Annotated in this window: 46 protein-coding genes and 1 pseudogene; 40 read left to right on the top strand and 7 right to left on the bottom strand. The window is 49.5% G+C overall.

Going from position 1 to position 26229, the window contains the following annotated elements; all coding sequences use genetic code 11:
* From tuf to bfr, 3 genes and pseudogenes are all read left to right on the top strand, one after another.
* Nucleotides 1-166: pseudogene (gene tuf, locus D9742_RS22550) on the top strand (elongation factor Tu); the annotation flags it as partial.
* Nucleotides 167-348: 182 nt separating this feature from the next.
* Entirely contained in the window at nt 349-543 is a 195-nt protein-coding gene (gene bfd / locus D9742_RS22545) for a bacterioferritin-associated ferredoxin (protein ID WP_000289090.1), read from the top strand.
* A gap of 72 nt (nt 544-615) precedes the next feature.
* Complete coding sequence (bfr, locus tag D9742_RS22540) at nt 616-1092, top strand: bacterioferritin (protein ID WP_000675515.1); 477 nt, start codon at nt 616-618, stop codon at nt 1090-1092.
* Here bfr and D9742_RS22535 read toward each other — a convergent pair.
* A complete protein-coding gene (locus D9742_RS22535; RefSeq protein ID WP_130238295.1) occupies nt 1089-1556 on the bottom strand; it encodes an A24 family peptidase in 468 nt (155 codons plus the stop codon). The genes bfr and D9742_RS22535 overlap by 4 nt on opposite strands.
* A gap of 378 nt (nt 1557-1934) precedes the next feature.
* Between D9742_RS22535 and rpsJ the strand changes: the two genes are divergently transcribed.
* The 31 genes from rpsJ to arfA all read left to right on the top strand — a co-directional run bounded on the left by rpsJ (nt 1935) and on the right by arfA (nt 16774).
* The gene (gene rpsJ / locus D9742_RS22530; protein WP_001181004.1) at nt 1935-2246 is read left to right on the top strand and encodes a 30S ribosomal protein S10; all 312 of its coding nucleotides are present in this window, start codon (nt 1935-1937) and stop codon (nt 2244-2246) included.
* Between the two features lie 32 nt (nt 2247-2278).
* Entirely contained in the window at nt 2279-2908 is a 630-nt protein-coding gene (rplC, locus tag D9742_RS22525; RefSeq protein WP_000579833.1) for a 50S ribosomal protein L3, read from the top strand.
* Between the two features lie 10 nt (nt 2909-2918).
* The gene (gene rplD, locus D9742_RS22520) at nt 2919-3524 is read left to right on the top strand and encodes a 50S ribosomal protein L4 (protein ID WP_000424395.1); all 606 of its coding nucleotides are present in this window, start codon (nt 2919-2921) and stop codon (nt 3522-3524) included.
* Nucleotides 3521-3823, top strand: a complete 303-nt coding sequence (gene rplW, locus D9742_RS22515) for a 50S ribosomal protein L23 (RefSeq protein ID WP_000617546.1) — start codon at nt 3521-3523, stop codon at nt 3821-3823. The genes rplD and rplW overlap by 4 nt, the downstream gene beginning before the upstream one ends.
* Nucleotides 3824-3840: 17 nt before the next feature.
* Nucleotides 3841-4662, top strand: coding sequence for a 50S ribosomal protein L2 (gene rplB, locus D9742_RS22510; RefSeq protein WP_000301864.1), 822 nt, complete (start codon nt 3841-3843; stop codon nt 4660-4662).
* Between the two features lie 16 nt (nt 4663-4678).
* Nucleotides 4679-4957, top strand: a complete 279-nt coding sequence (rpsS, locus tag D9742_RS22505) for a 30S ribosomal protein S19 (protein WP_001138117.1) — start codon at nt 4679-4681, stop codon at nt 4955-4957.
* A gap of 14 nt (nt 4958-4971) precedes the next feature.
* Nucleotides 4972-5304 carry a 50S ribosomal protein L22 gene (rplV, locus tag D9742_RS22500; protein ID WP_000447529.1) on the top strand — a complete coding sequence of 111 codons (333 nt, stop codon included), beginning with the start codon at nt 4972-4974 and terminating at the stop codon, nt 5302-5304.
* A gap of 17 nt (nt 5305-5321) precedes the next feature.
* Complete coding sequence (rpsC, locus tag D9742_RS22495; protein WP_000529945.1) at nt 5322-6023, top strand: 30S ribosomal protein S3; 702 nt, start codon at nt 5322-5324, stop codon at nt 6021-6023.
* Between the two features lie 12 nt (nt 6024-6035).
* A complete protein-coding gene (rplP, locus tag D9742_RS22490) occupies nt 6036-6446 on the top strand; it encodes a 50S ribosomal protein L16 (protein WP_000941212.1) in 411 nt (136 codons plus the stop codon).
* Nucleotides 6446-6637, top strand: a complete 192-nt coding sequence (gene rpmC / locus D9742_RS22485; protein ID WP_000644741.1) for a 50S ribosomal protein L29 — start codon at nt 6446-6448, stop codon at nt 6635-6637. The genes rplP and rpmC overlap by 1 nt, the downstream gene beginning before the upstream one ends.
* On the top strand, nt 6637-6891 hold the full coding sequence (gene rpsQ, locus D9742_RS22480) for a 30S ribosomal protein S17 (RefSeq protein WP_000130100.1): 255 nt from the start codon (nt 6637-6639) through the stop codon (nt 6889-6891). The genes rpmC and rpsQ overlap by 1 nt, the downstream gene beginning before the upstream one ends.
* A 164-nt stretch (nt 6892-7055) precedes the next feature.
* Entirely contained in the window at nt 7056-7427 is a 372-nt protein-coding gene (rplN, locus tag D9742_RS22475; RefSeq protein WP_000613955.1) for a 50S ribosomal protein L14, read from the top strand.
* A 10-nt stretch (nt 7428-7437) separates the two neighbouring features.
* On the top strand, nt 7438-7752 hold the full coding sequence (rplX, locus tag D9742_RS22470; RefSeq protein ID WP_000729185.1) for a 50S ribosomal protein L24: 315 nt from the start codon (nt 7438-7440) through the stop codon (nt 7750-7752).
* A 14-nt stretch (nt 7753-7766) separates the two neighbouring features.
* Nucleotides 7767-8306, top strand: a complete 540-nt coding sequence (rplE, locus tag D9742_RS22465) for a 50S ribosomal protein L5 (protein WP_001096200.1) — start codon at nt 7767-7769, stop codon at nt 8304-8306.
* A 14-nt stretch (nt 8307-8320) separates the two neighbouring features.
* Entirely contained in the window at nt 8321-8626 is a 306-nt protein-coding gene (gene rpsN, locus D9742_RS22460) for a 30S ribosomal protein S14 (RefSeq protein ID WP_001118930.1), read from the top strand.
* 33 nt (nt 8627-8659) lie between these two features.
* Entirely contained in the window at nt 8660-9052 is a 393-nt protein-coding gene (gene rpsH, locus D9742_RS22455; protein WP_000062611.1) for a 30S ribosomal protein S8, read from the top strand.
* A 12-nt stretch (nt 9053-9064) separates the two neighbouring features.
* On the top strand, nt 9065-9598 hold the full coding sequence (gene rplF, locus D9742_RS22450) for a 50S ribosomal protein L6 (protein ID WP_064524927.1): 534 nt from the start codon (nt 9065-9067) through the stop codon (nt 9596-9598).
* A 9-nt stretch (nt 9599-9607) separates the two neighbouring features.
* Entirely contained in the window at nt 9608-9961 is a 354-nt protein-coding gene (gene rplR / locus D9742_RS22445) for a 50S ribosomal protein L18 (RefSeq protein WP_000358960.1), read from the top strand.
* Between the two features lie 14 nt (nt 9962-9975).
* Nucleotides 9976-10479, top strand: a complete 504-nt coding sequence (gene rpsE, locus D9742_RS22440) for a 30S ribosomal protein S5 (RefSeq protein ID WP_000940121.1) — start codon at nt 9976-9978, stop codon at nt 10477-10479.
* Between the two features lie 3 nt (nt 10480-10482).
* Nucleotides 10483-10662, top strand: coding sequence for a 50S ribosomal protein L30 (gene rpmD, locus D9742_RS22435; RefSeq protein WP_001140433.1), 180 nt, complete (start codon nt 10483-10485; stop codon nt 10660-10662).
* A gap of 3 nt (nt 10663-10665) precedes the next feature.
* Complete coding sequence (rplO, locus tag D9742_RS22430; RefSeq protein ID WP_001238917.1) at nt 10666-11100, top strand: 50S ribosomal protein L15; 435 nt, start codon at nt 10666-10668, stop codon at nt 11098-11100.
* A gap of 7 nt (nt 11101-11107) precedes the next feature.
* Complete coding sequence (gene secY, locus D9742_RS22425; RefSeq protein ID WP_001118861.1) at nt 11108-12439, top strand: preprotein translocase subunit SecY; 1332 nt, start codon at nt 11108-11110, stop codon at nt 12437-12439.
* Between the two features lie 31 nt (nt 12440-12470).
* The gene (gene rpmJ, locus D9742_RS22420) at nt 12471-12587 is read left to right on the top strand and encodes a 50S ribosomal protein L36 (RefSeq protein ID WP_000868187.1); all 117 of its coding nucleotides are present in this window, start codon (nt 12471-12473) and stop codon (nt 12585-12587) included.
* A gap of 146 nt (nt 12588-12733) precedes the next feature.
* Nucleotides 12734-13090, top strand: a complete 357-nt coding sequence (gene rpsM / locus D9742_RS22415; protein WP_000090775.1) for a 30S ribosomal protein S13 — start codon at nt 12734-12736, stop codon at nt 13088-13090.
* 16 nt (nt 13091-13106) lie between these two features.
* Nucleotides 13107-13496, top strand: coding sequence for a 30S ribosomal protein S11 (gene rpsK / locus D9742_RS22410; protein WP_001029684.1), 390 nt, complete (start codon nt 13107-13109; stop codon nt 13494-13496).
* A gap of 33 nt (nt 13497-13529) precedes the next feature.
* Nucleotides 13530-14150, top strand: coding sequence for a 30S ribosomal protein S4 (gene rpsD, locus D9742_RS22405; RefSeq protein WP_000135224.1), 621 nt, complete (start codon nt 13530-13532; stop codon nt 14148-14150).
* Nucleotides 14151-14175: 25 nt separating this feature from the next.
* The gene (gene rpoA, locus D9742_RS22400; protein WP_001162094.1) at nt 14176-15165 is read left to right on the top strand and encodes a DNA-directed RNA polymerase subunit alpha; all 990 of its coding nucleotides are present in this window, start codon (nt 14176-14178) and stop codon (nt 15163-15165) included.
* 40 nt (nt 15166-15205) lie between these two features.
* On the top strand, nt 15206-15589 hold the full coding sequence (gene rplQ / locus D9742_RS22395) for a 50S ribosomal protein L17 (protein WP_001216368.1): 384 nt from the start codon (nt 15206-15208) through the stop codon (nt 15587-15589).
* A 106-nt stretch (nt 15590-15695) separates the two neighbouring features.
* On the top strand, nt 15696-16064 hold the full coding sequence (locus D9742_RS22390; RefSeq protein WP_130238294.1) for a DUF1992 domain-containing protein: 369 nt from the start codon (nt 15696-15698) through the stop codon (nt 16062-16064).
* A gap of 10 nt (nt 16065-16074) precedes the next feature.
* The gene (gene zntR / locus D9742_RS22385; RefSeq protein WP_059222259.1) at nt 16075-16500 is read left to right on the top strand and encodes a Zn(2+)-responsive transcriptional regulator; all 426 of its coding nucleotides are present in this window, start codon (nt 16075-16077) and stop codon (nt 16498-16500) included.
* Between the two features lie 55 nt (nt 16501-16555).
* Nucleotides 16556-16774: an alternative ribosome-rescue factor ArfA gene (arfA, locus tag D9742_RS22380; protein ID WP_130238293.1), complete on the top strand. Its 219-nt coding sequence runs from the start codon at nt 16556-16558 to the stop codon at nt 16772-16774.
* On the opposite strand, the gene mscL is transcribed toward arfA, so the two are convergent.
* The 5 genes from mscL to def all read right to left on the bottom strand — a co-directional run bounded on the left by mscL (nt 16771) and on the right by def (nt 21521).
* Nucleotides 16771-17181 (bottom strand): large-conductance mechanosensitive channel protein MscL, encoded by a 411-nt coding sequence (gene mscL, locus D9742_RS22375; protein ID WP_000022442.1) that lies wholly within the window; start codon nt 17179-17181, stop codon nt 16771-16773. The two genes, arfA and mscL, sit on opposite strands and share 4 nt — an antisense overlap.
* Before the next feature lie 129 nt (nt 17182-17310).
* On the bottom strand, nt 17311-18687 hold the full coding sequence (gene trkA, locus D9742_RS22370; RefSeq protein ID WP_000691382.1) for a Trk system potassium transporter TrkA: 1377 nt from the start codon (nt 18685-18687) through the stop codon (nt 17311-17313).
* 21 nt (nt 18688-18708) lie between these two features.
* Complete coding sequence (gene rsmB / locus D9742_RS22365) at nt 18709-19998, bottom strand: 16S rRNA (cytosine(967)-C(5))-methyltransferase RsmB (protein ID WP_130238292.1); 1290 nt, start codon at nt 19996-19998, stop codon at nt 18709-18711.
* A 51-nt stretch (nt 19999-20049) separates the two neighbouring features.
* On the bottom strand, nt 20050-20997 hold the full coding sequence (gene fmt / locus D9742_RS22360) for a methionyl-tRNA formyltransferase (RefSeq protein WP_130238291.1): 948 nt from the start codon (nt 20995-20997) through the stop codon (nt 20050-20052).
* A gap of 14 nt (nt 20998-21011) precedes the next feature.
* Nucleotides 21012-21521, bottom strand: a complete 510-nt coding sequence (gene def, locus D9742_RS22355) for a peptide deformylase (RefSeq protein ID WP_000114984.1) — start codon at nt 21519-21521, stop codon at nt 21012-21014.
* Nucleotides 21522-21650: 129 nt separating this feature from the next.
* Between def and dprA the strand changes: the two genes are divergently transcribed.
* Genes dprA through D9742_RS22325 form a run of 6 tightly spaced genes read left to right on the top strand, consistent with a single transcriptional unit; the run spans nt 21651 to nt 25445 of the window.
* The gene (dprA, locus tag D9742_RS22350; RefSeq protein WP_130238290.1) at nt 21651-22775 is read left to right on the top strand and encodes a DNA-protecting protein DprA; all 1125 of its coding nucleotides are present in this window, start codon (nt 21651-21653) and stop codon (nt 22773-22775) included.
* Nucleotides 22747-23220 carry a DUF494 family protein Smg gene (gene smg / locus D9742_RS22345; RefSeq protein WP_000460680.1) on the top strand — a complete coding sequence of 158 codons (474 nt, stop codon included), beginning with the start codon at nt 22747-22749 and terminating at the stop codon, nt 23218-23220. The genes dprA and smg overlap by 29 nt, the downstream gene beginning before the upstream one ends.
* Before the next feature lie 28 nt (nt 23221-23248).
* Nucleotides 23249-23791, top strand: coding sequence for a type I DNA topoisomerase (locus D9742_RS22340; RefSeq protein ID WP_130238289.1), 543 nt, complete (start codon nt 23249-23251; stop codon nt 23789-23791).
* Between the two features lie 4 nt (nt 23792-23795).
* A complete protein-coding gene (tsaC, locus tag D9742_RS22335; protein WP_130238288.1) occupies nt 23796-24368 on the top strand; it encodes an L-threonylcarbamoyladenylate synthase type 1 TsaC in 573 nt (190 codons plus the stop codon).
* Between the two features lie 4 nt (nt 24369-24372).
* Nucleotides 24373-25191 carry a shikimate dehydrogenase gene (gene aroE / locus D9742_RS22330; protein ID WP_130238296.1) on the top strand — a complete coding sequence of 273 codons (819 nt, stop codon included), beginning with the start codon at nt 24373-24375 and terminating at the stop codon, nt 25189-25191.
* The gene (locus D9742_RS22325) at nt 25188-25445 is read left to right on the top strand and encodes a DUF1488 domain-containing protein (RefSeq protein ID WP_130238287.1); all 258 of its coding nucleotides are present in this window, start codon (nt 25188-25190) and stop codon (nt 25443-25445) included. Before aroE ends, D9742_RS22325 begins: the two co-directional genes overlap by 4 nt.
* Here D9742_RS22325 and D9742_RS22320 read toward each other — a convergent pair.
* Nucleotides 25421-25975: a gamma carbonic anhydrase family protein gene (locus D9742_RS22320; protein ID WP_130238286.1), complete on the bottom strand. Its 555-nt coding sequence runs from the start codon at nt 25973-25975 to the stop codon at nt 25421-25423. The two genes, D9742_RS22325 and D9742_RS22320, sit on opposite strands and share 25 nt — an antisense overlap.
* Nucleotides 25976-26229 lie beyond the last annotated feature (254 nt).

Below are 26229 nucleotides of genomic sequence, written 5' to 3'. Positions count from 1 at the left end.
TACCATCGAACTGCCGGAAGGTGTAGAGATGGTAATGCCGGGCGACAACATCAAAATGGTTGTTACCCTGATCCACCCGATCGCGATGGACGACGGTCTGCGTTTCGCAATCCGTGAAGGCGGCCGTACCGTTGGCGCGGGCGTTGTTGCTAAAGTTCTGAGCTAATTACTCGTTAATTAGTTTTGAATTAAAAAGGGCGCTTCGGCGCCCTTTTTGCTGTCCGTAATTTGAGTTCGAAATATTTAGTCGTAATTTGGCTCGCTGAACTGTGGCGCAAATAAAACTGTGCTATTGTAATCATAACTATTCTCATTTACACTTTGCGCAGAATTTGAACGGGAGTAATCATGTACGTTTGTTTGTGTAATGGTGTAAGTGACAAAAAAATTCGCCAGGCAGTTCGTCAGTTTCATCCTCAGTCTTTCCAACAATTACGCAAGTTTATTCCTGTGGGAAATCAATGCGGTAAGTGCATTCGCGCCGCGCGCGAAGTGATGCAGGACGAGTTGATGCAGATGCCAGAATTTAAAGAGATTGCCTGAAGCCCACGCTTATTTTTTGACATCCCGCTAGCCCCATCTACGCTCTAATAGTGGAAGCGGAGGGACTATAAAATGAAAGGTGATGTTAAAATCATAAATTATCTCAATAAACTATTGGGAAATGAGCTTGTCGCAATCAATCAGTATTTTCTCCATGCCCGGATGTTTAAAAACTGGGGCTTGATGCGTCTCAATGACGTCGAATACCATGAATCCATCGATGAGATGAAACACGCTGATAAATATATCGAGCGTATTTTGTTTTTAGAAGGAATCCCCAACTTACAGGATTTAGGCAAACTCGGGATTGGTGAAGATGTCGAAGAGATGCTGCAATCCGACCTGCGATTAGAGCTGGAAGGCGCGAAGGATCTCCGTGAGGCTATCGCTTATGCCGACAGCGTTCATGACTATGTTAGCCGCGATATGATGATCGAGATCCTTGCCGATGAAGAAGGTCATATTGACTGGCTCGAAACTGAACTGGATCTCATCGGTAAAATCGGCCTACAAAATTACCTGCAATCACAAATTAAAGTTAAAGATTAACGGCCTGCCAGCAGACTATCCCAGCCTACAACGAAACCCGCAGCCGCCAGAAATGGGCCAAAAGGCAGCGGGTTTTTTAATGACTCTTTTCCTCTCATGAGCAAACCAATAACTACGGCTCCGCAAGCGAATGAGGCTGCAAGGAAAACCAGCCGTGGCAAGAAGGCCCATGTATGCCAGGCGCCAAGGGCGGCGAGAAACTTCACATCACCATAGCCTAATCCTTCTCTATGACGCAGTATGCGATACCCCCAGTAAATGACAGCGAATGTGCCGTAACCAATAATCGCCCCCCATAACGCATCGGCTAAACCGTCAGGGTGACAAACCTGATAGAACAAAAGACCTGACCAGAGTAACGGGCAGGTAAATCTGTCAGGTAACAAGCCATGCTTTGCATCCCAGAAAAAAAGTAGGGCAGATAAACAAGCGTACAAAATCAGAAAGGGAAGGGTAGCGTCCATAAAACATCCTCTGTAATTGGAGTATCACCATCGAATAACTCCGGATGCTCAGCAACAGAGAAATCGCTGATTTGTTAACCTGATTCCGGTGAAAAACGCTATCTTCACAACCTTATAAATTTCGTGGAATGCAGCTCGCAATCTGCGCGTTGCGATTAATTTCTACCCGATGCTTGCGTCAGGCTCAGATTTGCGTATAATGCGCGGGCTTGTCGTAGTTGACAGCAGGTTCAATCTGAACCTCAGTTAGCCGAATTTGGCTACCTAACAATGCTCCCAATCGGGGGGCTACGTAAGAACGGTTACACTCTCCCATCAATCGTAATGGGTCTGAGGAGTAATCATTTTCGTTTATAAAATAATTGGAGCTCTGGTCTCATGCAGAACCAAAGAATCCGTATCCGCCTGAAAGCGTTTGATCATCGTCTGATCGATCAAGCAACCGCGGAAATCGTCGAGACTGCCAAGCGCACTGGTGCGCAGGTCCGTGGTCCGATCCCGCTGCCGACACGCAAAGAGCGCTTCACTGTTCTGATCTCTCCGCACGTCAACAAAGACGCGCGCGATCAGTACGAAATCCGTACTCACTTGCGTCTGGTTGACATCGTTGAGCCAACCGAGAAAACCGTTGATGCTCTGATGCGTCTGGATCTGGCTGCCGGTGTAGACGTGCAGATCAGCCTGGGTTAATCAGGTCATTGAGCGATTGAGAGGTTGAAACAATGATTGGTTTAGTCGGTAAAAAAGTGGGTATGACCCGTATCTTCACAGAAGACGGCGTTTCTATCCCAGTAACCGTAATCGAAGTTGAAGCAAACCGCGTTACTCAGGTTAAAGACCTGGCTAACGATGGCTACCGTGCTATTCAGGTAACCACCGGTGCTAAAAAAGCTAACCGTGTGACCAAGCCTGAAGCTGGCCACTTCGCTAAAGCTGGCGTAGAAGCTGGCCGTGGTCTGTGGGAATTCCGCCTGGCTGAAGGCGAAGAGTTCACTGTAGGTCAGAGCATTAGCGTTGAACTGTTTGCTGACGTTAAAAAAGTTGACGTAACTGGCACCTCTAAAGGTAAAGGTTTCGCAGGTACCGTTAAGCGCTGGAACTTCCGTACCCAGGACGCTACTCACGGTAACTCCTTGTCTCACCGCGTTCCGGGTTCTATCGGTCAGAACCAGACTCCGGGCAAAGTGTTCAAAGGCAAGAAAATGGCAGGTCAGATGGGTAACGAACGTGTAACCGTTCAGAGCCTTGACGTAGTACGCGTTGACGCTGAGCGCAACCTGCTGCTGGTTAAAGGTGCTGTCCCGGGTGCAACCGGTAGCGACCTGATCGTTAAACCAGCTGTGAAGGCGTAAGGAGATAGCAATGGAATTAGTATTGAAAGACGCGCAGAGCGCGCTGACTGTTTCCGAAACTACCTTCGGTCGTGATTTCAACGAAGCGCTGGTTCACCAGGTTGTTGTTGCTTATGCAGCCGGTGCTCGTCAGGGTACTCGTGCTCAGAAGACTCGTGCTGAAGTAACTGGTTCCGGTAAAAAACCGTGGCGCCAGAAAGGCACCGGCCGTGCGCGTTCTGGTTCTATCAAGAGCCCGATTTGGCGTTCTGGTGGCGTGACCTTCGCTGCTCGTCCGCAGGACCACAGTCAAAAAGTTAACAAGAAGATGTACCGCGGCGCGCTGAAAAGCATCCTGTCCGAACTGGTACGTCAGGATCGTCTGATCGTTGTCGAGAAGTTCTCTGTAGAAGCACCGAAAACCAAGCTGCTGGCACAGAAACTGAAAGACATGGCTCTGGAAGATGTGCTGATCATCACCGGTGAGCTGGACGAAAACCTGTTCCTGGCTGCGCGCAACCTGCACAAGGTTGACGTACGCGATGCAACTGGTATCGACCCGGTTAGCCTGATCGCCTTCGACAAAGTCGTAATGACTGCTGATGCTGTTAAGCAAGTTGAGGAGATGCTGGCATGATTCGTGAAGAACGTCTGCTGAAGGTGCTGCGTGCACCGCACGTTTCTGAAAAAGCGTCTACTGCGATGGAAAAAACCAACACCATCGTACTCAAAGTTGCTAAAGACGCGACCAAAGCAGAAATCAAAGCTGCTGTGCAGAAACTGTTTGAAGTCGAAGTCGAAGTCGTTAACACCCTGGTAGTTAAAGGGAAAGTTAAACGTCACGGACAGCGTATCGGTCGTCGTAGCGACTGGAAAAAAGCTTACGTCACCCTGAAAGAAGGCCAGAATCTGGACTTCGTTGGCGGCGCTGAGTAAGTCGGAGGAGTAATACAATGGCAGTTGTTAAATGTAAACCGACATCTCCGGGTCGTCGCCACGTTGTTAAAGTGGTTAACCCTGAGCTGCACAAGGGCAAACCTTTTGCTCCGTTGCTGGAAAAAAACAGCAAATCCGGTGGTCGTAACAACAATGGCCGTATCACCACTCGTCATATCGGTGGTGGCCACAAGCAGGCTTACCGTATTGTTGACTTCAAACGCAACAAAGACGGTATCCCGGCAGTTGTTGAACGTCTTGAGTACGATCCGAACCGTTCCGCGAACATCGCGCTGGTTCTGTACAAAGACGGTGAGCGCCGTTACATCCTGGCCCCTAAAGGCCTGAAAGCTGGCGACCAGATTCAGTCTGGCGTTGATGCTGCAATCAAACCAGGTAACACCCTGCCGATGCGCAACATCCCGGTTGGTTCTACTGTACACAACGTAGAAATGAAACCAGGTAAAGGCGGTCAGCTGGCACGTTCCGCTGGTACTTACGTTCAGATCGTTGCTCGTGACGGTGCTTATGTCACCCTGCGTCTGCGTTCTGGTGAAATGCGTAAAGTCGAAGCAGACTGCCGTGCAACTCTGGGCGAAGTTGGCAATGCTGAGCATATGCTGCGCGTTCTGGGTAAAGCAGGTGCTGCACGCTGGCGTGGTGTTCGTCCGACCGTTCGCGGTACCGCGATGAACCCGGTAGACCACCCACATGGTGGTGGTGAAGGTCGTAACTTTGGTAAGCACCCGGTAACTCCGTGGGGCGTTCAGACCAAAGGTAAGAAGACCCGCAGCAACAAGCGTACTGATAAATTCATCGTACGTCGCCGTAGCAAATAATTTTAGAGGATAAGCCATGCCACGTTCTCTCAAGAAAGGTCCTTTTATTGACCTGCACTTGCTGAAGAAGGTAGAGAAAGCGGTGGAAAGCGGAGACAAGAAGCCCCTGCGCACTTGGTCCCGTCGTTCAACGATCTTTCCTAACATGATCGGTTTGACCATCGCTGTCCATAATGGTCGTCAGCACGTTCCGGTATTTGTAACCGACGAAATGGTCGGTCACAAACTGGGTGAATTCGCACCGACTCGTACTTATCGCGGCCACGCTGCTGATAAAAAAGCGAAAAAGAAATAAGGTAGGAGGAAGAGATGGAAACTATCGCTAAACATCGCCATGCTCGTTCTTCTGCTCAGAAGGTTCGCCTTGTTGCTGACCTGATTCGCGGTAAGAAAGTGTCGCAGGCTCTGGATATTCTGACCTACACCAACAAGAAAGCGGCTGTACTGGTCAAGAAGGTTCTGGAATCTGCCATTGCTAACGCTGAACACAACGATGGCGCTGACATTGACGATCTGAAAGTTACGAAAATTTTCGTAGACGAAGGCCCGAGCATGAAGCGCATTATGCCGCGTGCAAAAGGTCGTGCAGATCGCATCCTGAAGCGCACCAGCCACATCACTGTGGTTGTGTCCGATCGCTGAGACTCTGGAGACTAGCAATGGGTCAGAAAGTACATCCTAATGGTATTCGCCTGGGTATTGTAAAACCATGGAACTCTACCTGGTTTGCGAACACCAAAGAATTCGCTGACAACCTGGACAGCGATTTTAAAGTACGTCAGTACCTGACTAAGGAACTGGCTAAAGCGTCCGTATCTCGTATCGTTATCGAGCGTCCGGCTAAGAGCATCCGTGTAACCATTCACACTGCTCGCCCGGGTATCGTTATCGGTAAGAAAGGTGAAGACGTAGAAAAACTGCGTAAGGTCGTAGCGGACATCGCTGGCGTTCCTGCACAGATCAACATCGCCGAAGTTCGTAAGCCTGAACTGGACGCAAAACTGGTTGCTGACAGCATCACTTCTCAGCTGGAACGTCGCGTTATGTTCCGTCGTGCTATGAAGCGTGCTGTACAGAACGCAATGCGTCTGGGCGCTAAAGGTATCAAAGTTGAAGTTAGCGGCCGTCTGGGCGGCGCGGAAATCGCACGTACAGAATGGTACCGCGAAGGTCGCGTACCGCTGCACACTCTGCGTGCTGACATCGACTACAACACCTCTGAAGCGCACACCACTTACGGTGTAATCGGCGTTAAAGTGTGGATCTTCAAAGGCGAGATCCTGGGTGGTATGGCTGCTGTTGAACAACCGGAAAAACCGGCTGCTCAGCCTAAAAAGCAGCAGCGTAAAGGCCGTAAATAAGGAGCGTCGCTGATGTTACAACCAAAGCGTACAAAATTCCGTAAAATGCACAAAGGCCGTAACCGCGGTCTGGCGCAGGGTACGGATGTTAGCTTCGGCAGCTTCGGTCTGAAAGCTGTTGGCCGTGGTCGTCTGACTGCACGTCAGATCGAAGCAGCACGTCGTGCTATGACCCGTGCAGTTAAGCGTCAAGGTAAGATCTGGATCCGTGTGTTCCCGGACAAACCGATCACTGAAAAGCCGCTGGCAGTGCGTATGGGTAAAGGTAAAGGTAACGTGGAGTATTGGGTTGCCTTGATTCAGCCGGGTAAAGTCCTGTATGAAATGGACGGTGTTCCGGAAGAGCTGGCCCGTGAAGCATTCAAGCTGGCAGCAGCGAAACTGCCGATTAAAACCACCTTTGTAACTAAGACGGTGATGTAATGAAAGCAAAAGAGCTGCGTGAGAAGAGCGTTGAAGAGCTGAACACCGAGCTGCTGAACCTGCTGCGTGAGCAGTTCAACCTGCGTATGCAGGCTGCAAGTGGCCAGCTGCAACAGTCTCACCTGTTGAAGCAAGTGCGTCGCGATGTCGCACGCGTTAAGACTTTACTGAACGAGAAGGCGGGTGCGTAATGACCGATAAAATCCGTACTCTGCAAGGTCGCGTTGTTAGCGACAAAATGGAGAAATCCATTGTTGTTGCTATCGAACGTTTTGTGAAACACCCGATCTACGGTAAATTCATCAAGCGTACGACCAAACTGCACGTACATGACGAGAACAACGAATGCGGTATCGGTGACGTGGTTGAAATCCGCGAATGCCGTCCGCTGTCCAAGACTAAATCCTGGACGCTGGTTCGCGTTGTAGAGAAAGCGGTTCTGTAATACAGTACACTCTCTCGATACGAATAAACGGCTCAGAAATGAGCCGTTTATTTTTTCTACCCATATCCTTGAAGCGGTGTTATAATGCCGCGCCCTCGATATGGGGATTTTTAACGACCTGATTTTCGGGTCTCAGTAGTAGTTGACATTAGCGGAGCACTAAAATGATCCAAGAACAGACTATGCTGAACGTCGCCGACAACTCCGGTGCACGTCGCGTAATGTGTATCAAGGTTCTGGGTGGCTCGCACCGTCGCTACGCAGGCGTAGGCGACATCATCAAGATCACCATCAAAGAAGCAATTCCGCGTGGTAAGGTCAAAAAAGGTGATGTGCTGAAGGCGGTAGTGGTGCGCACCAAGAAGGGTGTTCGTCGCCCGGACGGTTCTGTCATTCGCTTCGATGGTAATGCTTGTGTTCTTCTGAACAACAACAGCGAGCAGCCTATCGGTACGCGTATTTTTGGGCCGGTAACTCGTGAGCTTCGTAGTGAGAAGTTCATGAAAATTATCTCTCTGGCACCAGAAGTACTCTAAGGAGCGAATCATGGCAGCGAAAATCCGTCGTGATGACGAAGTTATCGTGTTAACCGGTAAAGATAAAGGTAAACGCGGTAAAGTTAAGAATGTCCTGTCTTCCGGCAAGGTCATTGTTGAAGGTATCAACCTGGTTAAGAAACATCAGAAGCCGGTTCCGGCCCTGAACCAACCGGGTGGCATCGTTGAAAAAGAAGCCGCTATTCAGGTTTCCAACGTAGCAATCTTCAATGCGGCAACCGGCAAGGCTGACCGTGTAGGCTTTAGATTCGAAGACGGTAAAAAAGTCCGTTTCTTCAAGTCTAACAGCGAAACTATCAAGTAATTTGGAGTAGTACGATGGCGAAACTGCATGATTACTACAAAGACGAAGTAGTTAAAAAACTCATGACTGAGTTTAACTACAATTCTGTCATGCAAGTCCCTCGGGTCGAGAAGATCACCCTGAACATGGGTGTTGGTGAAGCGATCGCTGACAAAAAACTGCTGGATAACGCAGCAGCAGACCTGGCAGCAATCTCCGGTCAAAAACCGCTGATCACCAAAGCACGCAAATCTGTTGCAGGCTTCAAAATCCGTCAGGGCTATCCGATCGGCTGTAAAGTAACTCTGCGTGGCGAACGCATGTGGGAGTTCTTTGAGCGCCTGATCACTATTGCTGTACCGCGTATCCGTGACTTCCGTGGCTTGTCCGCTAAGTCTTTCGACGGTCGTGGTAACTACAGCATGGGTGTCCGTGAGCAGATCATCTTCCCAGAAATCGACTACGATAAAGTCGACCGCGTTCGTGGTTTGGATATTACCATTACCACTACTGCGAAATCTGACGAAGAAGGCCGCGCTCTGCTGGCTGCCTTTGACTTCCCGTTCCGCAAGTAAGGTAGGGTTACTAAATGGCTAAGCAATCAATGAAAGCACGCGAAGTAAAACGCGTAGCTTTAGCTGATAAATACTTCGCGAAACGCGCTGAACTGAAAGCGATCATCTCTGATGTGAACGCTTCCGACGAAGATCGTTGGAATGCTGTTCTCAAGCTGCAGACTCTGCCGCGTGATTCCAGCCCGTCTCGTCAGCGTAACCGCTGCCGTCAAACAGGTCGTCCGCATGGTTTCCTGCGGAAGTTCGGGTTGAGCCGTATTAAGGTCCGTGAAGCCGCTATGCGCGGTGAAATCCCGGGTCTGAAAAAGGCTAGCTGGTAATTGTCACCAATTGAATCACGGGAGTAAAGACAGATGAGCATGCAAGATCCGATCGCGGATATGCTGACCCGTATCCGTAACGGTCAGGCCGCGAACAAAGCTGCGGTCACCATGCCTTCCTCCAAGCTGAAAGTGGCAATCGCCAACGTGCTGAAGGAAGAAGGTTTTATTGAAGATTTTAAAGTTGAAGGCGACACCAAGCCTGAACTGGAACTTACTCTGAAGTATTTCCAGGGCAAAGCTGTTGTAGAAAGCATTCAGCGTGTCAGCCGCCCAGGTCTGCGCATCTATAAACGTAAAGATGAGCTGCCGAAAGTTATGGCGGGTCTGGGTATCGCAGTTGTTTCTACCTCTAAAGGTGTTATGACTGATCGTGCAGCGCGCCAGGCTGGTCTTGGTGGCGAAATTATCTGCTACGTAGCCTAATCGGAGGAAAAAATGTCTCGTGTTGCTAAAGCACCGGTCGTTGTTCCTGCCGGCGTTGATGTAAAAATCAACGGTCAGGTTATTACGATCAAAGGTAAAAACGGCGAGCTGACTCGTACTCTCAACGATGCTGTTGAAGTTAAACATGCAGATAATACCCTGACCTTCGGTCCGCGTGATGGTTACGCAGACGGTTGGGCTCAGGCTGGTACCGCGCGTGCCCTGCTGAACTCAATGGTTATCGGTGTTACCGAAGGCTTCACTAAGAAGCTGCAGCTGGTTGGTGTAGGTTACCGTGCAGCGGTTAAAGGCAATGTGATTAACCTGTCTCTGGGTTTCTCTCATCCTGTTGACCATCAGCTGCCTGCGGGTATCACTGCTGAATGTCCGACTCAGACTGAAATCGTGCTGAAAGGCGCTGATAAGCAGATGATCGGCCAGGTTGCAGCGGATCTGCGCGCCTACCGTCGTCCTGAGCCTTACAAAGGCAAGGGTGTTCGTTACGCCGACGAAGTCGTGCGTACCAAAGAGGCTAAGAAGAAGTAAGGTAACACTATGGATAAGAAATCTGCTCGTATCCGTCGTGCGACCCGCGCACGCCGCAAGCTCCAGGAGCTGGGCGCAACTCGCCTGGTGGTACATCGTACCCCGCGTCACATTTACGCACAGGTAATTGCACCGAACGGTTCTGAAGTTCTGGTAGCTGCTTCTACTGTAGAAAAAGCTATCGCTGAACAACTGAAGTACACCGGTAACAAAGACGCGGCTGCAGCTGTGGGTAAAGCTGTCGCTGAACGCGCTCTGGAAAAAGGCATCAAAGATGTATCCTTTGACCGTTCCGGGTTCCAATATCATGGTCGTGTCCAGGCACTGGCAGATGCTGCCCGTGAAGCTGGCCTTCAGTTCTAAGGTAGAGGTGTAAGATGGCTCACATCGAAAAACAAGCTGGCGAACTGCAGGAAAAGCTGATCGCGGTAAACCGCGTATCTAAAACCGTTAAAGGTGGTCGTATTTTCTCCTTCACAGCTCTGACTGTAGTTGGCGATGGTAACGGTCGCGTTGGTTTTGGTTACGGTAAAGCGCGTGAAGTTCCAGCAGCGATCCAGAAAGCGATGGAAAAAGCCCGTCGCAATATGATTAACGTCGCGCTGAATAACGGCACTCTGCAACACCCTGTTAAAGGTGTTCACACGGGTTCTCGCGTATTCATGCAGCCGGCTTCCGAAGGTACCGGTATCATCGCCGGTGGTGCAATGCGCGCCGTTCTGGAAGTCGCTGGGGTTCATAACGTTCTGGCTAAAGCGTATGGTTCCACCAACCCGATCAACGTGGTTCGTGCAACTATTGATGGCCTGGAAAATATGAATTCTCCAGAAATGGTCGCTGCCAAGCGTGGTAAATCCGTTGAAGAAATTCTGGGGAAATAAACCATGGCAAAGACTATTAAAATTACTCAAACCCGCAGTGCAATCGGTCGTCTGCCGAAACACAAGGCAACGCTGCTTGGCCTGGGTCTGCGTCGTATTGGTCACACCGTAGAGCGCGAGGATACTCCTGCTATTCGCGGTATGATCAACGCGGTTTCCTTCATGGTTAAAGTTGAGGAGTAAGAGATGCGTTTAAATACTCTGTCTCCGGCCGAAGGCTCCAAAAAGGCGGGTAAACGCCTGGGTCGTGGTATCGGTTCTGGCCTCGGTAAAACCGGTGGTCGTGGTCACAAAGGTCAGAAATCTCGTTCTGGCGGTGGCGTACGTCGCGGTTTCGAGGGTGGTCAGATGCCTCTGTACCGTCGTCTGCCGAAATTCGGCTTCACTTCTCGTAAAGCAGCGATTACAGCCGAAGTTCGTCTGTCTGACCTGGCTAAAGTAGAAGGCGGTGTTGTAGACCTGAACACGCTGAAAGCGGCTAACATTATCGGTATCCAGATCGAGTTCGCGAAAGTGATCCTGGCTGGCGAAGTAACTACTCCGGTAACTGTTCGTGGCCTGCGTGTTACTAAAGGCGCTCGTGCTGCTATCGAAGCTGCTGGCGGTAAAATCGAGGAATAAGTAGCAGATGGCTAAACAACCGGGATTAGATTTTCAAAGTGCCAAAGGTGGCTTAGGCGAGCTGAAACGCAGACTGCTGTTTGTTATCGGTGCGCTGATTGTGTTCCGTATTGGCTCTTTTATTCCGATCCCTGGTATTGATGCCGCTGTACTTGCCAAACTGCTTGAGCAACAGCGAGGCACCATCATTGAGATGTTTAACATGTTCTCTGGTGGTGCTCTCAGCCGTGCTTCTATCTTTGCACTGGGGATCATGCCGTATATTTCGGCGTCGATCATTATCCAGCTGCTGACGGTGGTTCATCCAACGTTGGCAGAAATTAAGAAAGAAGGGGAGTCTGGTCGTCGTAAGATCAGCCAGTACACCCGTTACGGTACTCTGGTGCTGGCAATATTCCAGTCGATCGGTATTGCTACCGGTCTGCCGAATATGCCTGGTATGCAAGGCCTGGTTATTAACCCGGGCTTTGCATTCTACTTCACCGCTGTTGTAAGTCTGGTCACAGGAACCATGTTCCTGATGTGGTTGGGCGAACAGATCACTGAACGAGGTATCGGCAACGGTATTTCAATCATTATCTTCGCCGGTATTGTCGCGGGACTCCCGCCAGCCATTGCCCATACTATCGAGCAAGCGCGTCAAGGCGACCTGCACTTCCTCGTGTTGCTGTTGGTTGCAGTATTAGTATTTGCAGTGACGTTCTTTGTTGTATTTGTTGAGCGTGGTCAACGCCGCATTGTGGTAAACTACGCGAAACGTCAGCAAGGTCGTCGTGTCTATGCTGCACAGAGCACACATTTACCGCTGAAAGTGAATATGGCGGGGGTAATCCCGGCAATCTTCGCTTCCAGTATTATTCTGTTCCCGGCAACCATCGCGTCATGGTTCGGGGGCGGTACTGGTTGGAACTGGCTGACAACAATTTCGCTGTATTTGCAGCCTGGGCAACCGCTTTATGTGTTACTCTATGCGTCTGCAATCATCTTCTTCTGTTTCTTCTACACGGCGTTGGTTTTCAACCCGCGTGAAACAGCAGATAACCTGAAGAAGTCCGGTGCATTTGTACCAGGAATTCGTCCGGGAGAGCAAACGGCGAAGTATATCGATAAAGTAATGACCCGCCTGACCCTGGTTGGTGCGTTGTACATTACCTTTATCTGCCTGATCCCGGAGTTCATGCGTGATGCAATGAAAGTACCGTTCTACTTCGGTGGGACCTCACTGCTTATCGTTGTTGTCGTGATTATGGACTTTATGGCTCAAGTGCAAACTCTAATGATGTCCAGTCAGTATGAGTCTGCATTGAAGAAGGCGAACCTGAAAGGCTACGGCCGATAATTGGTCGCCCGAGAAGTTACGGAGAGTAAAAATGAAAGTTCGTGCTTCCGTCAAGAAATTATGCCGTAACTGCAAAATCGTTAAGCGTGATGGTGTCATCCGTGTGATTTGCAGTGCCGAGCCGAAGCATAAACAGCGCCAAGGCTGATTTTTTCGCATATTTTTCTTGCAAAGTTGGGTTGAGCTGGCTAGATTAGCCAGCCAATCTTTTGTATGTCTGTGCGTTTCCATTTGAGTATCCTGAAAACGGGCTTTTCAGCATGGAACGTACATATTAAATAGTAGGAGTGCATAGTGGCCCGTATAGCAGGCATTAACATTCCTGATCATAAGCATGCCGTAATCGCATTAACTTCGATTTATGGCGTCGGCAAGACCCGTTCTAAAGCCATCCTGGCTGCAGCGGGTATCGCTGAAGATGTTAAGATCAGTGAGCTGTCTGAAGGACAAATCGACACGCTGCGTGACGAAGTTGCCAAATTTGTCGTTGAAGGTGATCTGCGCCGTGAAATCAGCATGAGCATCAAGCGCCTGATGGATCTTGGTTGCTATCGCGGTTTGCGTCATCGTCGTGGTCTACCGGTTCGCGGTCAGCGTACCAAGACCAACGCACGTACCCGTAAGGGTCCGCGCAAACCGATCAAGAAATAATCGGGGTGATTGAATAATGGCAAAGGCACCAATTCGTGCACGTAAACGTGTAAGAAAACAAGTCTCTGACGGCGTGGCTCATATCCATGCTTCTTTCAACAACACCATCGTGACTATCACTGATCGTCAGGGTAACGCGTTGGGTTGGGCAACAGCCGGTGGTTCCGGTTTCCGTGGTTCTCGCAAATCCACTCCGTTTGCAGCTCAGGTTGCAGCAGAGCGTTGCGCTGACGCCGTGAAAGAATACGGCATCAAGAATCTGGAAGTTATGGTTAAAGGTCCGGGTCCAGGCCGCGAATCTACTATTCGTGCTCTGAACGCCGCAGGTTTCCGCATCACTAACATTACTGATGTGACTCCGATCCCTCATAACGGTTGTCGTCCGCCGAAAAAACGTCGCGTATAACGCTTCGTTTTCCAGGTTTGTTGGAGAAAGAAAATGGCAAGATATTTGGGTCCTAAGCTCAAGCTGAGCCGTCGTGAGGGCACCGACTTATTCCTTAAGTCTGGCGTTCGCGCGATCGATACCAAGTGTAAAATTGAACAAGCTCCTGGCCAGCACGGTGCGCGTAAACCGCGTCTGTCTGACTATGGTGTGCAGTTGCGTGAAAAGCAAAAAGTTCGCCGTATCTATGGTGTGCTGGAGCGTCAGTTCCGTAACTACTACAAAGAAGCAGCACGTCTGAAAGGCAACACCGGTGAAAACCTGTTGGCTCTGCTGGAAGGTCGTCTGGACAACGTTGTATACCGTATGGGCTTCGGTGCCACTCGTGCAGAAGCACGCCAGCTGGTTAGCCATAAAGCAATTATGGTAAACGGTCGTGTTGTTAACATCGCTTCTTATCAGGTTAGTCCGAATGACGTTGTAAGCATTCGTGAGAAAGCGAAGAAGCAGTCTCGCGTGAAAGCCGCTCTGGAGCTGGCTGAGCAGCGTGAAAAGCCAACCTGGCTGGAAGTTGATGCTGGCAAGATGGAAGGTACGTTTAAGCGTAAGCCGGAGCGTTCTGATCTGTCTGCGGACATTAACGAACACCTGATCGTCGAGCTTTACTCCAAGTAAAGCTTAGTACCAAAGAGAGGACACAATGCAGGGTTCTGTGACAGAGTTTCTAAAACCGCGCCTGGTTGATATCGAGCAAGTGAGTTCGACGCACGCCAAGGTGACCCTTGAGCCTTTAGAGCGTGGCTTTGGCCATACTCTGGGTAACGCACTGCGCCGTATTCTGCTCTCATCGATGCCGGGTTGCGCGGTGACCGAGGTTGAGATTGATGGTGTACTGCATGAGTACAGCACCAAAGAAGGCGTTCAGGAAGATATCCTGGAAATCCTGCTCAACCTGAAAGGGCTGGCGGTGAGAGTTCAGGGCAAAGATGAAGTTATTCTTACCTTGAATAAATCTGGCATTGGCCCTGTGACTGCAGCCGATATCACCCACGACGGTGATGTCGAAATCGTCAAGCCGCAGCACGTGATCTGCCACCTGACCGATGAGAACGCGTCTATTAGCATGCGTATCAAAGTTCAGCGCGGTCGTGGTTATGTGCCGGCTTCTACCCGAATTCATTCGGAAGAAGATGAGCGCCCAATCGGCCGTCTGCTGGTCGACGCATGCTACAGCCCTGTAGAGCGTATTGCCTACAATGTTGAAGCAGCGCGTGTAGAACAGCGTACCGACCTGGACAAGCTGGTCATCGAAATGGAAACCAACGGCACAATCGATCCTGAAGAGGCGATTCGTCGTGCGGCAACCATTCTGGCTGAACAACTGGAAGCTTTCGTTGACTTACGTGATGTACGTCAGCCTGAAGTGAAAGAAGAGAAACCAGAGTTCGATCCGATCCTGCTGCGCCCTGTTGACGATCTGGAATTGACTGTCCGCTCTGCTAACTGCCTTAAAGCAGAAGCTATCCACTATATCGGTGATCTGGTACAGCGTACCGAGGTTGAGCTCCTTAAAACGCCTAACCTTGGTAAAAAATCTCTTACTGAGATTAAAGACGTGCTGGCTTCCCGTGGACTGTCTCTGGGCATGCGCCTGGAAAACTGGCCACCGGCAAGCATCGCTGACGAGTAACCGGATCACAGGTTAAGGTTTTACTGAGAAGGATAAGGTCATGCGCCATCGTAAGAGTGGTCGTCAACTGAACCGCAACAGCAGCCATCGCCAGGCTATGTTCCGCAATATGGCAGGTTCACTGGTTCGTCATGAAATCATCAAGACGACTCTGCCTAAAGCGAAAGAGCTGCGCCGCGTAGTTGAGCCGCTGATTACTCTTGCCAAGACTGATAGCGTAGCTAATCGTCGTCTGGCATTCGCCCGTACTCGTGATAACGAGATCGTGGCAAAACTGTTTAACGAACTGGGCCCGCGTTTCGCGAGCCGTGCCGGTGGTTACACTCGTATTCTGAAGTGTGGCTTCCGTGCAGGCGACAACGCGCCGATGGCTTACATCGAGCTGGTTGATCGTTCAGAGAAAGCAGAAGCTGCTGCAGAGTAATCTGAAGCAACGTAAAAAAACCCGCTCCGGCGGGTTTTTTTATACCCGTAGTATCCCCACTTATTTACAATAGCTGTACTCTTTTTGTTCATCCCCTGGAGTATTTATGTGGTTACTTGACCAGTGGGCAGAGCGCCATATTACTGAAGCACAAGCTAAAGGTGAGTTTGATAATCTCCCAGGCAGTGGTGAACCATTAATTCTGGAAGATGACTCACACGTGCCGCCGGAACTGCGTGCTGGATATCGCTTGTTGAAGAATGCCGGTTGCTTGCCGCCAGAACTTGAGCAGCGGAGGGAAGCAATTCAGCTTCTGGATATCCTCAAAGGTATCCGTCACGATGATCTGCAATATCAAGAGGTTAGTCGTCAGTTATCTTTACTGGAGTTAAAACTGCGGCAAGCAGGGTTGAGCACTGAATTTTTACGTGGCGAATATGCAGATAAGCTTCTGAATAAAATTAATGACAACTGAGAGATAATTTATGTATCGCATTGGTGAGTTGGCAAAACTGGCGGAAGTTACGCCCGACACAATACGTTATTACGAAAAACAGCAGATGATGGATCATGAAGTTCGTACGGAAGGAGGCTTTCGCCTGTATACCGAAAGCGATCTCCAACGATTGAAATTTATTCGGCATGCCAGACAACTTGGTTTCAGTCTGGAGTCGATCCGTGAGTTACTTTCGATCCGTATCGATCCTGAACATCATACTTGTCAGGAATCAAAAGGCATTGTGCAGGAAAGATTACAGGAGGTGGAGGCGCGGATAGCCGAGTTGCAGAGCATGCAGCGTTCCCTCCAACGTCTTAACGATGCCTGTTGTGGTAGCGCTCATAGCAGCGTTTATTGTTCTATCCTTGAAGCTCTTGAACAAGGAGCCAGCGGCGTTAAAGCAGGTTGTTGATTTTTTGCACTGGCAGGATTACACTCGCGCCGTTAAATAACCAACTGGAGTTTTTATGAGCCGATATCAGCATACTAAAGGGCAGATAAAGGATAATGCGATAGAAGCATTACTTCATGACCCCTTGTTCAGACAGCGTGTAGAGAAAAATAAGAAGGGGAAAGGCAGTTACATGCGAAAAGGAAAACATGGCAATCGGGGTAATTGGGAGGCCAGTGGCAAGAAAGTAAATTACTTTTTTACCACTGGCCTTCTGCTTTCAGGCGCTTGTTAAGAGCGGTTATTCTGCTCTTTCAGTAAATCGCGGATCTCTGTCAGTAGTACTTCTTCTTTAGTTGGCGCAGGCGCGGCTGCCGGTTCTTCTTTCTTACGATTCAGTTTGTTGATTAGCTTAATTGCCATAAAGATGGCAAAGGCAACAATCAGAAAATCAAATACGTTTTGAATGAAGACACCGTAATGCATAACGACAGCAGGGATATCCCCCTGCGCATCGCGTAGCGTGACAGCAAACTGTTTAAAGTCGATCCCACCAATTAATAAACCTAGCGGCGGCATGATGATATCGGCAACCAGTGAAGACACAATCTTACCGAATGCCGCACCGATAATGACACCCACTGCCAAATCCACCACATTTCCGCGCATCGCAAATTCGCGAAATTCTTTAATAATGCTCATTTTATTCTCCCTATAAAGCCGACAATCATAAGTCTAACAAATGTTAAGCCATTTTCCTGCCAGGAATGAATTTAATTAATCCTTGATAATCAAAGGGAAATAATAAGGCGCCAGAAGACGCCTTATTAATTACAAAAAGAAAGGACTTGGCTGGAAGAGTCTTTCGACGTCGGTAATAAACTTTTTATCTGTGAGGAACATAATTACGTGATCGCCTTGCTCAATGCGCAGATTGTCATTGGCAATCATCACGTCGTTTCCACGTACCACCGCTCCAATAATCGTTCCTGGCGGTAGCTTGATTTCATCAATGACTCTGCCGACAACGCGCGAGGTGCTTTCATCACCGTGAGCAACGGCTTCAATAGCTTCTGCTACGCCGCGGCGCAATGAGGAAACACCAACAATATCTGCTTTTCGCACATGACTAAGCAACGCAGAAATAGTTGCTTGTTGTGGTGAAATCGCAATATCGATCACGCTCCCCTGAACCAGATCCACATAAGCGCGACGCTGGATCAATACCATTACCTTTTTCGCGCCCATACGTTTGGCGAGCATGGCAGACATGATATTGGCTTCGTCATCATTGGTTACCGCGATAAATAGATCAACTTGATCGATGTGCTCTTCAGCCAGCAGTTCCTGATCCGATGCATCACCAAAAAAGACGATCGTATTCTGCAATTTTTCCGCCAATTCGGCAGCGCGTTGTTGATTCCGTTCGATCAGTTTGACGCTGTAATCTTTCTCCAGACGGCGCGCAAGCCCTGCGCCGATATTACCGCCGCCGACCAGCATGATCCGCTTATAGGGTTTTTCCAGTCGCTGTAATTCACTCATTACTGCGCGAATATGCTGCGAGGCGGCAATAAAGAATACTTCATCACCAGCTTCAACAATGGTCGAACCTTGCGGACGAATAGGGCGATCGTGGCGGAAAATTGCCGCCACGCGGGTATCGATATGCGGCATATGCTCGCGCATAGTCGAAAGCGCATTACCAATAAGCGGGCCACCATAATAGGCTTTTACCACCGCAAGGCTTACTTTGCCCTCTGCAAAGTTCACGACCTGCAAGGCGCCGGGATATTCGATCAGTCGATAAATATTATCGATAACCAACTGCTCTGGCGCGATAAGATGATCAATCGGTACGGCATCAGAATGGAATAGCTTATCGGCATCTCGCACGTAGTCCGGTGAACGGATGCGGGCGATGCGGTTAGGAGTGTTGAAAAGCGAGTAGGCTACCTGGCAGGCAACCATATTGGTTTCATCTGAACTGGTCACAGCAACCAGCATATCAGCGTCGTCTGCACCTGCCTCTCGCAATACCCGTGGGTGAGAACCGTGTCCCTGTACGACACGCAGGTCAAATTTATCCTGCAAGGTCCGCAAACGCTCACCATTGGTATCGACAACGGTAATATCGTTGTTCTCACCTACCAGGTTTTCCGCCAGCGTGCCGCCAACTTGCCCGGCACCCAGAATGATAATTTTCATCAGTCGCGACCCGTTATCTCATCACTTTTTGATTAGCTTAGCGTAAAAGAAGCCGTCGCCCTCTTCGGCACCAGGCAGATTTTGCTTACCCGGTTGTTCTGGTGTTCCTGTTTCGCAAAGCATTGCATCTTCTGTGCGTTGCAAAAAGGCTTTAATTTGTTGGCTATTCTCTTCCGGTAACACCGAACAGGTAGCATAAACAAGCGTTCCGCCTGACTTCAAATGTGGCCATATAGCGTCGAGAATTTCAGACTGCAACTGCGCGAGTTCTGGGATATCGCGATCGCGACGTAACCATTTAATATCCGGATGGCGACGAATCACACCGGTTGCTGAACAAGGCGCATCTAATAAAATGCGATCAAACTGTTGCTCACCACACCATTGGGCAGGGTAGCGGCCATCACCTTGTTTCACGGTAGCCTTCATACCAAGGCGTTTTAAATTGTCGTAAACGCGAGAGAGGCGCTGCTCATCAATATCGACCGCCAGAACTTGCGCTTCTGGTGCCACCTCAAGGATATGCGTTGTTTTACCGCCGGGGGCGGCGCAAAGATCCAGAATATGTTCACCGTTTTGTGGCGCAAGCCAGGTCATGCAACCTTGTGCTGAAGCATCCTGAACGGTAACCCATCCATCTTCAAAACCGGGTAGCACATGAACAGGTGCGGGTGTTTCCAGCCGTACAGCATCAGGGTAATCCGTATGTGGGAAACCTTTCATTCCTGCTTCATCCAACAATGCAAGCCAGCTGTCGCGGGAATGGTGCGTACGGTTGACACGTAGCCACATTGGCGGGCGTTGATTATTAGCTTCAACGATGGATTGCCACTGCTCTGGATACGCTTTTTGCAGACGTTTTAAGAGCCAGGCAGGGTGCAGATGACGAGCGTCGCTGGTATTAAACTCGGCCAGTAATTCATCCTGCTGACGCTGGAACTGCCGTAATACACCGTTAATTAACCCTTTAAGTTGCGGGCGTTTAATCGCGACCGCCCCTTCCACTGTTTCAGCCAGCGCGGCATGAGGTGGAATACGGGTATAAAGCAGTTGATACAAACCAACCATAATCAGGTAATGCACAGTCCGTTGTTTGCCGGTCATTGGACGGGCCATTAACTTATTAATCAGCCAGTCTAACTGTGATAGCGTCCGCAGTACGCCAAAGCACAATTCTTGTAGCAGTGCTTTGTCTTTATCGGAAACTTTTTGTTGTAGCGGCGGCAGAATGTTGCTTAATGATTGCCCTTGCTCGACGACTTGTTCAACGGCTTGTGCCGCCATACTACGTAAATTACGTTGTTTTTTCATAAGTATAAAAATAAAAATGCCCGGCAAGACCGGGCTTAGAAGATTGGACTATCAGGCCAGACGGTTGCCCGGAACAAACCATTCCCGACGAGAATTCAGGAGGTCTTGTGCGCTCATCGCTTTCTTACCCGCAGGTTGCAATGAGAGCAGATTCAGGATGCCATCACCGGTCGCGACCTGAATGCCTTGTTTGCTGGCTTCAAGGATCGTTCCTGGCGCAGACTTTGTTACCGTATCAATGACCGACGCTTTCCAGACCTTAACAGGCTGACCTTCAATTTCCAGCCAGCTCATCGGCCATGGATTAAAAGCGCGAATACAGCGTTCAAGCTGTGCCGCCGAAAGCGACCAGTCAATACGCGCTTCTTCTTTACTCAACTTCTCAGCGTAAGTGACAAGAGTTTCGTCCTGAACTTCTGGTTTCGCCGTGCCGTCTGCCAGTTGTTTCAACGTGGTGATAAGCCCTTGTGGACCAAGCTCTGCCAGCTTGTCATATAACGTGCCACTGGTATCTTCTGCGGTAATCGGGCAGGAGAGTTTATAGAGCATGTCGCCCGTGTCTAAACCGACATCCATTTGCATAATGGTTACGCCGGTTTCTGCATCGCCCGCCCACAGCGAACGTTGGATTGGCGCGGCTCCGCGCCAGCGCGGCAGCAGTGAACCATGAACATTGATACATCCAAGACGCGGCATTTCCAGCACAGCTTTAGGCAGAATCAGCCCATAGGCGACGACGACCATGACATCAGCGTGCAGATCGGCGACCAGTTGCTGGTTTTCTTGTGGGCGGAGGGAAACAGGCTGAAAAACCGGTAACCCTTTCTCTTCTGCCAGCACTTTTACCGGGCTGGGCATTAGTTTTTTACCGCGACCTGCCGGTCGGTCCGGTTGGGTGAACACGCCGACAACGTTATGTCCAGAAGACAACAGCGCGTCAAGATGACGCGCTGCAAAGTCAGGTGTACCCGCAAAAATAATACGTAGTGATTCTGACACGTTAGTTCTTATCCTTAAGCCCGGGCTTTCAGACGATCCAGCTTTTCAACTTTCTGACGAATACGTTGTTGTTTCAGCGGTGACAGGTAATCCATGAACAGTTTACCGACCAGGTGATCCATCTCATGCTGAATACAGATGGCTAACAGACCGTCTGCTTCCAGTTCAAATGGTTTACCGTCGCGGTCCAGGGCGCGAATTTTAACTTTCTCTGCGCGCGGCACTAAAGCACGTTGTTCAGGGATCGACAGGCAACCTTCTTCAATGCCTGTTTCGCCGCTTTTTTCTAAAAGCTCCGGATTGATTAACACCAGCCGTTCGTCACGGTTTTCCGAAACATCAATAACAATGATACGTTGATGGATATCAACCTGGGTTGCCGCCAGGCCAATACCTTCTTCTGCGTACATCGTCTCGAACATATCATCGACGATACGCTGAATTTCTGCATTCACTTCTTCTACCGGTTTAGCAACTTTGCGAAGCCGCTCGTCCGGAATATGTAACACTTGCAAAACTGACATAAATCTCCAGAGATGTGTTCAGGAGTTAGAAAGATTATTTCTTCTATTCTAGACAAATCCCCCTCTGATTGACAGCATCACTGACCAATCGCAAAGATTGCTAAGGCTGCTTATGGCAGGGAGATAAGGATGGTCGATACAGAAATTTGGCTGCGTTTAATGAGCATCAGCAGCTTGTACGGCGATGATATGGTCCGTATAGCTCACTGGCTGGCAAAACAGTCGCATATTGATGCGGTTGTATTGCAGCAAACAGGGCTTACATTGCGACAGGCACAACGCTTTCTTTCCTTTTCGCAGAAGAGTATTGAAAGCTCGCTTTGTTGGCTGGCGCAACCTAACCATCATTTAATCCCTGCGGACAGCGAATTTTATCCTCCTCAACTTATTGCAACGGCTGATTATCCAGGTGCACTGTTTGTTGCTGGTGATCTACAAGTGCTGCAATCATTTCAGTTGGCTGTAGTGGGAAGCCGGGCGCATTCATGGTATGGCGAACGGTGGGGGCGGCTGTTATGTGAGTCGCTGGCGGCACGAGGCGTGACAATTACCAGTGGACTGGCGCGTGGAATCGATGGTGTAGCGCATAAAGCGGCCTTGCAGGTAAATGGTGTCAGTGTTGCTGTGCTGGGGAATGGGCTCAATACCATTCATCCGCGTCGCCATGCCCGACTGGCTACCAGTCTGCTTGAACATGGTGGGGCTCTCGTCTCGGAATTTCCCCTCGATATCCCTCCTCTTGCTTACAATTTCCCGCGAAGAAATCGCATTATCAGTGGTCTAAGTAAAGGTGTACTGGTGGTGGAAGCGGCTTTGCGCAGTGGTTCACTGGTGACAGCGCGTTGTGCGCTTGAGCAGGGACGTGAAGTTTTTGCTTTGCCTGGTCCATTAGGGAGTCCCGGAAGTGAAGGTCCCCACTGGCTTATTAAGCAAGGAGCTATTCTTGTGACGGAACCGGAAGAAATTCTGGAAAATTTGCAATATGGATTGCACTGGTTGCCAGATGCCCCTGAAAAATCATTTTATTCATCAGATCAGGAAGACGTGGCATTGCCATTTCCTGAGCTCCTGGCTAACGTAGGAGATGAGGTAACACCTGTTGACGTCGTCGCTGAACGTGCCGGCCAACCTGTGCCAGAGGTAGTTACTCAACTACTTGAACTGGAGTTAGCAGGATGGATCGCAGCTGTACCCGGCGGCTATGTCCGATTGAGGAGGGCATGCCATGTTCGACGTACTAATGTATTTGTTTGAAACCTATATTCACACTGAAGCTGAGTTGCGTGTGGATCAAGACAAACTTGAACAGGATCTTACCGACGCAGGTTTTGAGCGAGAAGATATCTACAATGCCCTGCTATGGCTGGAAAAGCTTGCGGATTATCAGGAAGGGTTGGCAGAACCGATGCAACTTGCCTCTGATCCTCTCTCCATGCGTATTTATACACCGGAAGAGTGTGAAAGACTGGATGCCAGCTGCCGTGGGTTTCTGCTTTTCCTTGAGCAGATTCAGGTGCTCAACCTTGAAACCCGTGAAATGGTGATAGAGCGAGTGCTCGCGCTGGATAACGCAGAGTTCGAACTGGATGATCTGAAATGGGTAATCCTGATGGTGTTGTTCAACATCCCGGGCTGCGAAAATGCGTACCAGCAAATGGAAGAATTACTCTTTGAAGTGAATGAAGGTATGCTGCATTAATCATTTCTTTAATTCAGCATAAGTTGTTATGGCAAAATCAGCACTGTTCACGGTGCGTAATAATGAGTCCTGCCCAAAGTGCGGGGCTGAACTGGTTATTCGATCCGGGAAACACGGTCCGTTTCTCGGGTGCTCTCAATATCCGGCATGTGACTATGTCCGTCCTCTGAAATCATCAGCGGATGGTCATATTGTCAAAGTTCTGGAGGGGCAAATATGCCCTGTATGTGGTGCAAACCTGGTGTTACGCCAGGGACGCTTCGGTATGTTCATTGGCTGTAGTAACTATCCTGCATGCGAACATACCGAACTTATCGATAAACCAGACGAAACGGCAATTACCTGCCCTCAATGTCGGACGGGCCATTTAGTCCAGCGCCGCTCCCGTTATGGCAAAACGTTTCATTCCTGTGATCGCTACCCGGAGTGTCAATTTGCCATCAACTTCAAACCAATAGCCGGAGAATGCCCTGAGTGTCATTATCCGCTACTCATCGAAAAGAAAACCGCGCAGGGTGTAAAACACTTTTGTGCCAGTAAACAATGTGGAAAGCCGGTTTCGGCGGAATAATAACGTGAATAATAACCTGCAAGGAGACGCTATCGCAGCTGCGATAGATGTCCTCAATGAAGAACGTGTCATCGCCTATCCAACGGAAGCCGTTTTCGGTGTCGGGTGTGATCCTGATAGCGAAACAGCAGTGATGCGGCTGCTGGAATTAAAACAGCGTCCGGTTGATAAGGGACTGATTTTAATCGCAGCAAATTACGAGCAGCTCAAACCTTATATCGATGACAGTATGCTGACGAAAGCGCAGCGTGAAACCATTTTTTCTCGTTGGCCTGGCCCTGTCACCTTTGTCTTTCCCGCGCCTTCGACAACGCCGCGCTGGTTAACGGGGCGCTTTGATTCGCTTGCTGTCCGGGTAACAGACCATCCGTTGGTAGTTGCTTTATGCCAGGCTTATGGTAAACCGCTGGTTTCTACCAGTGCCAACTTGAGTGGATTGCCACCTTGTCGAACAGTAGACGAAGTGCGTGCACAATTTGGTGCAGAGTTCCCGGTTGTGGCTGGTGAAACGGGGGGGCGTTTAAATCCTTCAGAAATTCGCGATGCCCTGACGGGCGAACTGTTTCGACAGGGGTAATATGATGCAAACCTATGCTGTTTTTGGTAATCCGATTGCACATAGCAAATCGCCATTCATTCATCAGCAATTTGCACAGCAACTGAATATTGAGCATCCCTATGGTCGCGTGCTGGCACCTATCAATGATTTCATCAACACGCTAAATGCCTTCTTTAGTGCTGGTGGCAAAGGTGCGAATGTAACAGTGCCTTTTAAAGAAGAAGCTTTTGCCAGAGCAGATGAACTTACTGAACGAGCGGCCTTGGCTGGAGCAGTTAATACCCTCAAGCGTTTAGAAGATGGACGCCTGCTGGGGGACAATACCGATGGTGTAGGTTTGTTAAGCGATCTGGAACGACTGTCTTTTATTCGCTCCGGCTTACGTATTTTGTTGATCGGTGCTGGTGGGGCGTCTCGTGGAGTATTGCTGCCGCTTCTCTCTCTGGACTGTGCAGTGACAATCACTAACCGAACGGTTTCTCGCGCGGAAGAGCTGGCTAAATTGTTCGCGCACACTGGTAGTGTTCAGGCGTTGGGTATGGACGAACTGGAAGGTCATGAGTTCGATCTTATTATTAACGCGACATCCAGTGGCATTAGTGGCGATGTTCCGGCGATCCCAGCATCGCTCGTCCATTCAGGCATTTGCTGTTATGACATGTTCTATCAAAAGGGAAAAACGCCCTTTCTGGCATGGTGTGAGCAGCAAGGCTCAAAACGTAATGCGGATGGATTGGGGATGTTAGTCGCGCAGGCGGCTCATGCCTTTCTTCTCTGGCACGGTGTTCTGCCTGACGTAGAACCAGTTCTAAAGCAATTGCAGGAGGAGTTGTCTGCGTGAATCAGGCCATCCAGTTTCCAGATAGGGAAGAATGGAACGAGAGTAAAAAATGCGTTTGTTTTCCCGCTCTTGTAAATGGTATGCAGCTCACTTGCGCTATTACTGGAGAGAGTCTGGCGAACCGCTTTACAGGAGATACGCCAGAACAGTGGTTAGCGAATTTTCGTCAGCATCGCTGGGACCTGGAAGAAGAGGCAGAAAGCTTGATTCAGGATCAAAGCGAAGATGATCAAGGTTGGGTCTGGTTATCCTGATCCAGATACTCATCTTTCCATTTGACGTAGTTATTCGCGGAGTAGCGTAACCCAGCCTTCTCTTCATCACTTAACGGGCGGATCTGTTTGACGGGGCTACCGAGATACAGATATCCGCTCTCCAGCCGTTTATTTTGCGGTACCAGGCTACCCGCGCCAATCATCACATCATCTTCTATTACAGCGCCATCAAGTAAAATTGATCCCATGCCAACCAGTACTCGATTACCAATAGTGCAGCCATGAAGCATGACCTTGTGTCCAACCGTGACGTCTTCACCAACGATTAATGGATTGCCCTGGGGATTGGTTATCGATTTATGGGTTACATGTAAGACGCTACCATCCTGAATATTAGTGCGGGTACCGATCTGTACATAATTCACGTCACCACGAATCACAACGAGCGGCCAGATCCCCACATCATCAGCCAGGCGGACGTCACCAATCACTACACTACTATTGTCGATCATTACGCGCTGACCTATTTGTGGAAAAAGATCGCGGTATGGGCGTAAAACGTCAGACATACTTACCTCAACAATAAATGATTTACTAATGACTTTGGGTGCATTATTTGCCTTGTGCAAGTGTTTTAGTATGCAAAAAAACACCATTTTGCGTGCTAATGAAGCAAAAAGGGTGAAAAAGCAACAAACAGAAAAAAAGATCAAAAAAATACTTGTGCAATAAATTGGGATCCCTATAATGCGCCTCCGTTGAGACGACAACGTGAAACACTTCACAAGATGGTCGGAACAACGAAGAGAAAAAATCCTGAAAT

The organism is Escherichia sp. E1V33, assembly GCF_004211955.1.
Taxonomy (GTDB): Bacteria; Pseudomonadota; Gammaproteobacteria; order Enterobacterales; family Enterobacteriaceae; genus Escherichia.
The sequence above is the reverse complement of the archived record's forward strand: the minus strand, read 5'-3'. Positions and strand labels throughout refer to the sequence as shown.